This window comes from Actinomadura sp. CNU-125 (assembly GCF_001942465.1).
Taxonomy (GTDB): Bacteria; Actinomycetota; Actinomycetes; order Streptosporangiales; family Streptosporangiaceae; genus Spirillospora.
In genome coordinates this window covers 1-10250 of sequence record NZ_MKJY01000192.1, presented here as the reverse complement: position 1 = coordinate 10250, position 10250 = coordinate 1, and the positions used below count along the sequence as shown (strand labels likewise).

The window sequence follows — 10250 nt, the reverse complement described above, 5'->3', positions numbered from 1 at the left end:
GCCGGGCAGATCGCGCAGATGCACCCGTTCGCGCTGCGCCAGGCCAAGCGCGCCGTCAACCAGACCCTCGACGTCCAGGGCTTCTACGCCGCGATCCAGTCGGTGTTCGACATTCACGAGACCGGGCACGGCAACGCGCTCAGCGTCGGCGGCTACCCGGTGCTGATGCGGCTCGACGGCATGAAGGACAAGATCAAGTCACAGTGACGGCGACGCCGTGACGGCGACGCGGTGGCGGCCGTTCCCCGGAGGGACGGCCGCCACCGCGTCTCTCACCGTGCCGTTCGGTGCCGGATCAGGGCTCCGTGCCGAAGGCGTCGTCGAAGCCCTCGTCGGACACGCCGTCGTCGAGCGGCAGCCGGAAGGTGTTGAAGGCCATCGCCAGCAGCGCGTAGGTGCCGACCGTGAAGACGAGGTCCATCAGCCGCCGGTCGTCGCCCAGCTCGGCCGCGATCTCCCGGTAGGTCTCGTCGGTCAGGTCGGACCGCTCGTCCAGCTCGTCCACCACCCGGTTCAGGAGGGTGGGGGCCCCGGAGCGCACCTCCTCGATCTGCGCGTCGGTGACGCCAGCCTCCCGGGCCATCTCCAGGTGCTGCGCCCACTCGTAGCGGGAGCGCAGCCGCCACGCGACCCGCAGGATCGCCAGCTCGCGGACGGCGACCGGCAGCGTCGAGCGGTTCAGCGTGTAGGCGTTGTAGCGCATGAACGACTTCGCCAGCGCGGGATGCCGGGCGAGCAGGTCGAGCGCGTTGTTGGGCGGCGGGAGCCGGCCCTCGCGCGGGGAGAAGGCGGCGATGGTCTCGGCGTCCCATTCGTCGCGGGGGAGCGGCGGCAGGCGCGTCATGTGTTCCGCCCCCCGTTCACGCCGACGATCTGCCCGGTGATGTAGCCGGCCTCCTCGGAGACGAGGAACGCGCAGGTCGCGGCGATGTCCTCCGGCCGTCCGACGCGGCGGACGGGCGTGCGCGCGATGTGGTCGTCGACCGTCCCGCCGAGCAGCCCGCGGCCTTCGGCCTTGCGCAGCATCGGGGTGTCGATGAAGCCGGGCGGCACCGCGTTGACGGTGATCCCGGCCGGTCCGAGCTCCAGCGCGAGCGCCTTGGTGAGCCCGTTGACGGCCGACTTCGACGACACGTAGTGCGCCATGTACTGCTGGCCGGACTGGGCGCTGGACGAGGAGATGTTCACGATCCGTCCCCAGCCGGCCTCCGTCATGTCGGGCAGGACCGCCTGCACGCAGTGGAAGACGCCGTGCAGGTTGACGTTGATGACCCGCTGCCAGGCTTCGAACGACAGGTCGGCGAACCGCTTGAAGCCGTCCAGCCCGGCGGCGTTCACCAGCACCGTGACCGGGCCGAAGTGCTCCCGGACGACGTCCAGCGCCTTGTCGACCTGGGCCCGGTCGGTGACGTCGGCGGCCTGCCCGAAGGCGGCGGCGGACGGGTCGAGGTCGAGCGCGGCGACGTTGTACCCGTCGGCGCTCAGCCGGTCGCAGATGGCCTTGCCGATGCCGGATCCGCCGCCGGTGACCACCGCGGTCCGCCCGGCGCCCTTCCCCGGGGCGCTCATCCGCGCGCCTCCGCACAGACGGCGACGGTGGCGATGGTGGCGAGACGCCGCGGGCGGGCCTCGTCGCAACGGCCGATCATCATGGAAATCTCCCTTCCGAATACGAGAACACTACTCTCAACTGCCGAGACCGGGAAAGCCCCGGGGTGCCTCCGGGGCCGCCGTGATGCCGGACGCCGGGTGCGTCGCCGCAAGTTTCCGCTGACAGCTCATTCTCGAAACCGGATGGTTGATTTGCGTGCGGCGAGAATGTAGTTTCCAGCCATCAAGGAGGCAGGATGCGACTTCAGGAGACGGGGGCGAGGGTGTGAAACACCTGCTCATCGACGGACGGCTCGTCGAGACCGAACGGACGTACCCCTCGCTCAATCCCGCGACCGGCGAGGAGTTCGACCGCGCCCCGGACGCCACGACCGCCGACGCCGAGCGGGCCGTCGCGGCCGCGCGGCGCGCGTTCGACACCACGGACTGGGCGACCGACAGGGAGCTGCGCATCCGGTGCCTGGACCAGCTCCACGCGGCGCTGGTCGAGCACAGCGACGAGCTGCGCGAGCTGACGATCACCGAGGTCGGCGCCACCCGCCAGCTCACCCACGCGAACCAGCTCGACGTCCCGATCGAGATCTTCCGCTACTACGCGGACCTGCTGCGCGATTACCCGCTGACCGAGGAACTCGCCGACATCGAGGTCCGCGGCCAGACCCACCGGCGGTGGATCGAGAAGGAGGCCGCGGGGGTCGTCGCCGCGATCATCCCGTACAACTACCCGAACCAGATCGGGTTCGCGAAGCTGGCGCCCGCGCTCGCCGCGGGCTGCACGGTCGTCCTCAAGGCCTCCCCGGACACCCCGCTGATCACGCTGGCGCTCGGCGAGCTGATCGCCGAGCACACCGACATCCCGCCCGGGGTCGTCAACGTCCTCTCCTCCTCCGGGGTGGAGGTCGGCGCGCTGCTGGCCGGCCACGACGACGTCGACGTGGTCACCTTCACCGGCTCGACCGCCACCGGCCGCAAGGTGATGGAGTCCGCGAGCAAGAACCTCAAGCGGGTCTTCCTCGAACTCGGCGGCAAGTCGGCCATGATCCTGCTGGACGACGCCGACTTCGACCTCGCCGCGATGTTCGCCGCCTTCATGATCTGCTCGCACGCCGGGCAGGGCTGCGCGATCACCACCCGCCTCCTGGTGCCGCGCGAACACCACGACGAGATCGTCGAGAAGGTCGCCACGAACCTCGGCCGGGTCAGCTACGGCGACCCGAGCGACCCCGCCACCTACATGGGGCCGCTGATCAGCGCGCGGCAGCGCGACAAGGTCGACGCCATGGTCAAGCGGGCCGTCGAGGCGGGCGCGAAGCTCGTCACCGGCGGCGAGCGCGTCGACCCCGGCTACTTCTACACGCCGACGCTGCTCGCCGGAGTCGACCCGGCCAGCGAGATCGCGCAGGAGGAGATCTTCGGGCCCGTCCTCGCCGTCATCCCCTTCGACGACGATGACGACGCCGTCCGCATCGCCAACGACACGATCTACGGGCTGTCCGGCGGTGTGCAGAGCGCCGACCCGGAACGGGCGATCGCGCTCGCGCGGCGCATCCGCAGCGGGACCTTCAGCATCAACGGCGGCAACTACTTCGCGCCCGACGCGCCCTTCGGCGGCTACAAGCAGTCCGGCATCGGCCGCGAGATGGGCGTCGCCGGTCTCGAGGAGTTCCTGGAGCGCAAGACCTTCGCGATGGTGGTCGGCTGATGGGGCCGCTCGAAGGAATCCGCGTCGTCGAGGTCGCGATGTACGGGTTCGTCCCGTCGGCGGGCGCCGTGCTCTCCGACTGGGGCGCGGACGTCGTCAAGATCGAGCACGCGGTCAACGGCGACCCGCAGCGCGGGCTCCGGCAGACCGGCACGCTGAAGGTCGAGGGCGACCCCAACCCCAACATCGAGCACGCCAACCGCGGCAAGCGCAGCCTCGGCCTCGACATGGCCAAGCCGGAGGGCATCGAGGTCCTGCACGAGCTGATCCGCGGCGCGGACGTGTTCCTGACCAGCTTCCTGCCCGCCGCCCGCCGCAAGCTCGGCATCGACGTGGACGACGTCCGCGCGGTGAACCCGAAGATCGTCTACGCCCGCGGCAGCGCCCTCGGGCCGCGCGGGCGCGAGGCGGAGAAGGGCGGTTACGACATGACCGCCTTCTGGGCGCGGGCCGCCACCGCCGCCAGCCTCACCCCGCCCGGGGTGGAGGGGATGACCCCGCCGCCCGCACCCGCCTACGGGGACACCATCTCCGGCACGAACCTCGCGGGCGGCATCGCCGCGGCGCTGCTGCGCCGCGAGCGGACCGGCGAGCCGTCCGTGGTGGACGTCTCCCTGCTCGGCAGCGGGCTGTGGGCCATGGGCCACGGCGTCGCCCTGTCGCAGCATCTCGGCAAGCCGCTGGAGGCCGCCCCGACGGGCGCGCACGGCTCGCCCACCAACCCGCTGTCCGGCCTGTACCGCACCGCCGACGGCCGCTACCTGGCCTTCGTCATGCTGCAGCCGGCCCGATTCTGGGCCGACGTGTGCCGGCACATCGACCGTCCCGACCTGGCCGAAGATCCCCGTTTCGCCACCGCGGAGCTGATCGCCGAGAACACCGCGGCGGCCGTCGAGACACTGCGGGAGGTTCTCGCCACCCGCACGCTAGGCGAATGGACCGAGCGTTTCGCCACCCTCGCGGGGCCCTGGGCCCCGGTGCAGGACTCCCTGCAGGTGGGCGATGACGCGCAGATCCGCGACAACGAGTACCTCGTGCGGGCCGGTGAGCTCGAACTGGTCGCCAACCCGGTGCAGTTCGACGTCACCGCCCCGCAGCTCGGCCCCGCTCCCGAATTCGCCGCCCAGACCGAGGAGATCCTCATGGAACTCGGCCTGGACTGGGACCGCATCCTCGCCCTGAAGGCGGCGGGCGCGGTCACCTGACCATTCGCAATCGGGGGGTTCGGCTCCGAGGAGGAACGTTGAGACCCTTGATCATTGGATTGCTCGTCGTCGCGCTCGCGGGGTGCGCCGCCAGAGGCGGCGAAACCGCGGGCGAGGACGACGCGGGGACGCGCGGCGGCGGTACCGCCGTGTCCGTCCCGAAGACCGATTTCGGCACGTTGAAGAACGTCTGCGGACCGGGCGAGGCCAAGCCGTCCGACGCGCAGGGCGTCACCGACACCGAGATCAAGGTCGGGGTCTTCACCGACCAGGGCTTCACCAAGAAGCCCGAGATGGTCGACGCCGCCGAGGTGTTCACCGAATGGTGCAACGCGGCCGGGGGCATCAACGGGCGCAAGCTCGTCCCGGTCGTGCACGACGCCAAGTTCACCGAGGTCCGCCAGCGGATGATGGAGGCCTGCCGGAGCGACTTCGCGCTCGTCGGCGGCTCGGCCGCGCTGGACGGCCAGGGCGTCGAGACCCGGCTGGAGTGCCTGCTGCCCTCGTTCCCCGCGCAGACCAGCTCGGTGAACGCCGACGGCGCCGACCTCCAGGTCCTGGGCGTCGGCTCCAACTCCGGGCACAACGACTACGCGGGCATGTACAGCTGGCTGATGAAGGAGAAGTACCCCGACTCGGCCGGCGCGACGGGCATCATCGCCGGTGACTCGCCGGTCACCAAGGTCATGACCGAGCAGCACCGCGAGACCCTCGAAGGCCTCGGCGGCAAGGTCGTCTACACCGGGCTGTACCCGCCGCGCGGCATCCCCGACTGGACGCCGTTCGCGCAGGCCATCAAGGAGAAGAACGTCAAGGGCCTGGTGTACCTCGGCGGCTGGGAGCAGCTGGCCAAACTGATGCAGTCGCTCGACAACATCGGCTACAAGCTCGACTGGATCGACACCACCAACAACGCCTACGGCCCCGCCTTCATCAAGCTGGCCGGCAAGTCCCTGGGGAGCCAGAACGCCTACGCCGACCTGAGCGGCGTCGCGCCGCTGGAGACGGCGAAGGACAATCCCGCCACCCAGCAGGTCATCGACATGTTCAAGCAGTACAAGCCGGACGCCGAGGTCAACCTGCCGGTGCTGCGCGCCTTCTCCGGCTGGCTGCTGTTCGCCGACGCCGCGGGCGACTGCGCCGAACTGACCCGCAAGTGCGTGTTCGAGCAGGCGCAGAAGCGCACCGAGTGGACGGCCGGCGGCCTGCAGTCCCCCGTGGACGAGTCCGACCCCGCGTCCCCGCGCACCTGCTGGAACGCCGTCCAGGCGACGACCGACGGGTGGAAGCCCGCCGAGTTCGGCGCCAACGAGGGCCCGTACCGCTGCGGCGACGTGATCCACAAGTACAAGGGCGACTACGGCGAGGGGACGAAACTCGAGGACGTCGGCAAGAGCATGGCCGATCTGAAGTAAGGGCCCCGCGACGCGTATGGACACGTTCCTCACCTTCGGGATCATCGGTCTCAGCACCGGTGGCATCTATGCCGTGATCAGCAGCGGGCTGGTCCTGACCTACACCACCACGGGCATCTTCAACTTCGCCCACGGCGCCGCGGGGATGATGGCCGCGTTCGCCTACTGGCAGCTCACGGGCGGCTGGGGCCTGCCGGTCCCGATCGCGCTCGCGCTGGTGCTGCTCGTCCTCGCCCCGCTGTTCGGCCTGCTGGTCGAGCGGCTCATCATGCGCCCGGTCCAGGGCGTGGGCGAGGTCGAGCGGCTCGTGGTGACGATCGCGCTGCTGACCGGGCTGATCGCGATGGCCCAATGGATTTGGGACCCCAACGTCGCGCGTCCGCTGACTCCGTTCTTCGCCGACCGGGACGCGATCCAGATCGGGCCGGCGACGATGACGTGGCACCAGCTCGTCACGCTGCTGGTCGCCGCCGCCGTGGCGTTCGGGCTGTACGCCTTCCTGTACGGCTCGCGCATCGGCGTCGGGATGCGGGCGACGGTCGACGATCCGTCGCTCGCCCGGCTCAACGGCGGCGACCCCGTCATGGCCGCGAAGGCCGCGTGGGTGCTGGGCACGATGCTGGCCGCGCTCGGCGGCATCCTCATCGCGCCAGCGTCCCGCTGGACGCCGGGAACCTGTCGCTGCTCATCGTCAGCGCGTACGCCGCCGCGATCTTCGGGCGGCTGCGGAGCCTGCCGATGGCGTTCGTCGGGGCGATGGTGGTCGGCTGCACCGAGAGCTACCTGACCGGGTACCTGCCGCAGAACGAGTACCTGCCCGGGCTGCGGATCGCCGCGCCCGCGCTGCTGCTGTTCCTCGTCCTGCTGCTGTTCCCCAATCCGCGGGTGCGCGGCGGCGTGCGGATCACCCGCGCGCTGCCGACCCCGACGATCAAGGGCACGCTGGTGTTCGGCGGCTGCCTGGTGGTGTTCGCGGCGATCCTCGCGACCACCCTCAGCGACCCCGACGTCCTCACCTACGGGCAGATCTTCCCGATGTCGATCATCGGGATGTCCATCGTGGTGCTGACCGGTTTCTCCGGGCAGATCTCGCTCGCCCAGCTCAGCCTCGCCGGGATCGGCGCGATCGTCTGGGCGGGCGTGGGCGCGAGCGGAAACCCCCTCGCGCTGCTCGCCGTGGTGGCGGTCTCCGCCCTGGTCGGCGCGGTGATCGCGATCCCCGCGCTGCGGCTGTCGGGCATCTACCTGGCGCTGGCGACGACCGCCTTCACGCTGATCCTGGACGGCTGGATCTTCACGATGCCGGTGGACTGGCTGTTCAGCGGCGGCAGCGCCGAGGTGACGCCGATCTTCGCGGCGCCGCGCGTCCAGCTGCTCTTCTCCGCCGCGGTCCTCGCGGCGCTGTGCCTGCTGGTCGTGTGGGTGCGGCGCGGCTTCTTCGGACGCCGGCTCATCGCGATGCGCGACAGCGAGGCCGCGTGCGCCACGCTCGGCGGGCGGCTGCTGGTCACCAAGGTCGCGGTGTTCGCGCTGTCGGCGGCGATCGCCGGGCTCGGCGGCGCGATGTACGGCATGCAGGCGACCACGATCACCGCGGAGCAGTTCAACCTGGTCGCCGGGCTGCCGATCTTCCTGCTGGTGATCATCGGCGGGATGGCGGCGATCGGGGCGGGCTTCTTCGGCGGGGTGAACCTCGCCGGGATCATGCACGCCGTCACGGCGATCTGGCCCGGGGCGCAGCACGTGGCCTCGCTGCTGGTCGGGCTGGCGGGGATCGGCATGGGCCGCAACCCCGAGGGCGTCGTCCCGCACTTCCGGGAGTCGTGGAGCCCGCTCCGCCGCTTCTGGATCCCGCTCGCCGCGATCGTCGGCGCGCTGTGGGGACTGCGTCTGCTCGACGTCGTCGACGGCTGGGTGCTGACGTTCGGATCGCTCGCCGCGGCGGTCGCGCTGCGCGAGCTCGCCAGGCCGCGGGCGCGCAAGGGCGCCGCGGACGTCCCGCTGGAGTGGCGCGGCGTCCGGCGGCCATGGCGGCCCTCGGACCGGGAGGAGGTGCTCGATGGCCTTGCTCGAAGCTAGCGCGGTGACCGTCCGCTTCGGCGGCAACGTCGCCCTGTCGGGGGTCGACCTCACCGCGGAGGCCGGCCAGGTCACGGGGCTCATCGGCCCCAACGGCGCCGGCAAGACCACGCTGTTCAACGTGGTGTCGGGGCTCGTCCGGCCCAAGTCGGGACGGGTGCTGCTGGACGGCCGCAACGTCACCCGGCTCGGCCCGGCGGCCCGCGCCCGCCGCGGCCTCGGCCGCACCTTCCAGCGGCTGGAGATCTTCGGCCACCTGTCGGTGCGGGACAACCTGCGGGTCGCCGCCGAGTTCCACCGCGACGGGCTGCCCGCCGACGGGATCCTCGCCCGGCTCGGCCTGGAGGACATCGCCGACGTCCGCGCCGACTCGGTCCCCACCGGCCGGGCCCGGCTCGTCGAGCTGGGCCGGGCGCTCGCCGTCCGGCCCAAGGCCCTGCTGCTCGACGAGCCCGCCTCCGGCCAGGACGAGCACGAGACCGAACGGTTCGGCGAGCTGCTGCGCGAACTCGCCGCGGACGGCCTCGCGGTCGTCCTCGTCGAGCACGACATGCGGCTCGTCATGGAGGCGTGCCACGTCGTGCACGTCCTCGACCTCGGCAAGCTGATCGCGAGCGGCCCGCCCGAACGGATCCGCGCCGACGCCGCCGTCCTGGACGCGTACCTGGGGGCCCCGTCATGACCGCACCCGCCGCGGACCCGAACCTGCTCGAACTGTCCGGCGTCCACGCGTCCTACGGCCGCATCTCGGTCCTGCACGGCGTGGACCTGGCCGTGGGCGCCGGGCAGATCGTGGCACTGCTCGGCCCGAACGGCGCCGGGAAGACCACCACCCTCAACGTCGCGGCGGGACTCCACCCGGCCGACCGCGGCGACGTCCGCGTCGGCGGGCGGGCCCTCGCGGGCGCCGATCCGGTGGAACTGGCGCGGCGCGGGGTGTGCCTGATCCCCGAGGGGCGGGGGATCTTCCCCAACCTCACCGTGCGGGAGAACCTGCGGATGATGACCTTCACCGGCGCGGACCGTTCCACGGTGGAGGAGATCGCCTACGCCCGGTTCCCCAAGCTGGCCGAGCGGCGGCGGCAGACCGCGGGCACGATGTCCGGCGGCGAGCAGCAGATGCTCGCGCTGGCGCGCGGGCTGGCGACCGACCCGGCCGTCCTGCTGATCGACGAGCTGTCCATGGGCCTCGCCCCGCTGGTGGTCGCCGAACTCTACGGGCTGGTCGTCGAGATCGCCCGGACGGGCGTCGCCGTCCTGGTGGTCGAGCAGTTCGCCAGCACCGTGATGGAGATCTGCGACCTGGCCGCCGTGATGGTGAACGGCCGGATCCGGCGCGTGGACGCCCCCGGCGACGAACTTCTGGCCGACCTCTCGGCCCTCTACCTGGGAAGTGCGACATGACCGAGACACCGACGACGCAGCCGGCGCAGACCGCGGAGACGACGGAGACGACCGCGGCCGGGGCCGCCGCGACGGGCGCCGGGCCGTCCGGCACCGCCGGGGGAGGCGCGGGGGAGACCCGCGCGGACCGGTTCGTCCGCCAGCTCGCCGAGATGAAGATCCCCGACCCGTCGGCCGGGCGGGCCCGGCTGTGGCTGCAGATCGGCGTCGCCCTCATGGTGGCGGGCCTGGCGGCGGGCGTCGCCGCCTACTTCCTGTCCCGGGGCACGACCGACTCGCTCGCCCAGCGGGACGCGCAGGCCGTGGGGACCGCCGGGATCTGCGCGTGCATCGTCGGCAGCGCCCTCTACCTCCGGTACACGCTCGCCAACGTCCTCCGCTTCTGGTTCGCCCGCCTCACCCTGTCGGTCGAGGCGGGGCCGGCCGAAGCGGGGCCGGACGGCCCGGGAGCGGTCGAGCAGACCCGAGAAGACAACGACTGAACGGAGTACTCCCGTGCGAAAAGATGATCTGATCCTGATCAGCGTCGATGACCACATCATCGAACCGCCCGACATGTTCGTGAACCACCTCCCGGAGAAGTACAAGAAGGACGCGCCGCAGCTCGTCCACCGGGAGGACGGCACGGACGTGTGGAAGTTCCGCGAGACGGTGATCCCGAACGCGGCGCTGAACGCGGTGGCGGGCCGGCCCAAGGAGGAGTACGGCCTGGAGCCGCAGGGCCTCGACGAGATCCGGCCCGGCTGCTACGACGTGCACGAGCGCGTCAAGGACATGGACGCGGGCGGCATCCTCGGCTCGATGAACTTCCCGTCGTTCCCGGGGTTCGCGGCG

Annotated in this window: 11 protein-coding genes and 1 pseudogene; 10 read left to right on the top strand and 2 right to left on the bottom strand. The window is 71.5% G+C overall.

The genetic code is table 11. From position 1 onward, the window contains the following. A partial coding sequence (locus BJF79_RS22205; RefSeq protein ID WP_410050119.1) for a hypothetical protein occupies positions 1-207 on the top strand: 207 nt, incomplete at its 5' end. 88 nt (positions 208-295) lie between these two features. On the opposite strand, the gene BJF79_RS22200 is transcribed toward BJF79_RS22205, so the two are convergent. Together BJF79_RS22200 and BJF79_RS22195 are read right to left on the bottom strand one after the other, a co-directional pair. Continuing rightward, a complete protein-coding gene (locus BJF79_RS22200; RefSeq protein ID WP_075900153.1) occupies positions 296-844 on the bottom strand; it encodes a carboxymuconolactone decarboxylase family protein in 549 nt (182 codons plus the stop codon). Continuing rightward, positions 841-1569 (bottom strand): SDR family NAD(P)-dependent oxidoreductase, encoded by a 729-nt coding sequence (locus BJF79_RS22195; protein WP_075900151.1) that lies wholly within the window; start codon positions 1567-1569, stop codon positions 841-843. The genes BJF79_RS22200 and BJF79_RS22195 overlap by 4 nt, the downstream gene beginning before the upstream one ends. A gap of 307 nt (positions 1570-1876) precedes the next feature. Between BJF79_RS22195 and BJF79_RS22190 the strand changes: the two genes are divergently transcribed. The 9 genes and pseudogenes from BJF79_RS22190 to BJF79_RS22155 form a co-directional block, all read left to right on the top strand. Next, positions 1877-3313 (top strand): aldehyde dehydrogenase family protein, encoded by a 1437-nt coding sequence (locus tag BJF79_RS22190; RefSeq protein ID WP_075900149.1) that lies wholly within the window; start codon positions 1877-1879, stop codon positions 3311-3313. Next, on the top strand, positions 3313-4518 hold the full coding sequence (locus tag BJF79_RS22185) for a CaiB/BaiF CoA transferase family protein (RefSeq protein WP_075900147.1): 1206 nt from the start codon (positions 3313-3315) through the stop codon (positions 4516-4518). The genes BJF79_RS22190 and BJF79_RS22185 overlap by 1 nt, the downstream gene beginning before the upstream one ends. A gap of 47 nt (positions 4519-4565) precedes the next feature. Continuing rightward, positions 4566-5933 carry an ABC transporter substrate-binding protein gene (locus tag BJF79_RS22180; RefSeq protein WP_262402402.1) on the top strand — a complete coding sequence of 456 codons (1368 nt, stop codon included), beginning with the start codon at positions 4566-4568 and terminating at the stop codon, positions 5931-5933. Positions 5934-5949: 16 nt separating this feature from the next. Further along, the gene (locus BJF79_RS61090) at positions 5950-6720 is read left to right on the top strand and encodes a branched-chain amino acid ABC transporter permease (protein WP_262402401.1); all 771 of its coding nucleotides are present in this window, start codon (positions 5950-5952) and stop codon (positions 6718-6720) included. Beyond that, entirely contained in the window at positions 6672-8012 is a 1341-nt protein-coding gene (locus tag BJF79_RS61085) for a branched-chain amino acid ABC transporter permease (protein ID WP_316043413.1), read from the top strand. Before BJF79_RS61090 ends, BJF79_RS61085 begins: the two co-directional genes overlap by 49 nt. After that, complete coding sequence (locus BJF79_RS22170; protein ID WP_075900143.1) at positions 7993-8694, top strand: ABC transporter ATP-binding protein; 702 nt, start codon at positions 7993-7995, stop codon at positions 8692-8694. Before BJF79_RS61085 ends, BJF79_RS22170 begins: the two co-directional genes overlap by 20 nt. Continuing rightward, entirely contained in the window at positions 8691-9416 is a 726-nt protein-coding gene (locus BJF79_RS22165; protein WP_075900141.1) for an ABC transporter ATP-binding protein, read from the top strand. Before BJF79_RS22170 ends, BJF79_RS22165 begins: the two co-directional genes overlap by 4 nt. Next, positions 9413-9898: a hypothetical protein gene (locus BJF79_RS57310; protein ID WP_075900139.1), complete on the top strand. Its 486-nt coding sequence runs from the start codon at positions 9413-9415 to the stop codon at positions 9896-9898. The genes BJF79_RS22165 and BJF79_RS57310 overlap by 4 nt, the downstream gene beginning before the upstream one ends. A 13-nt stretch (positions 9899-9911) precedes the next feature. Further along, positions 9912-10250: pseudogene (locus BJF79_RS22155) on the top strand (amidohydrolase); the annotation flags it as partial.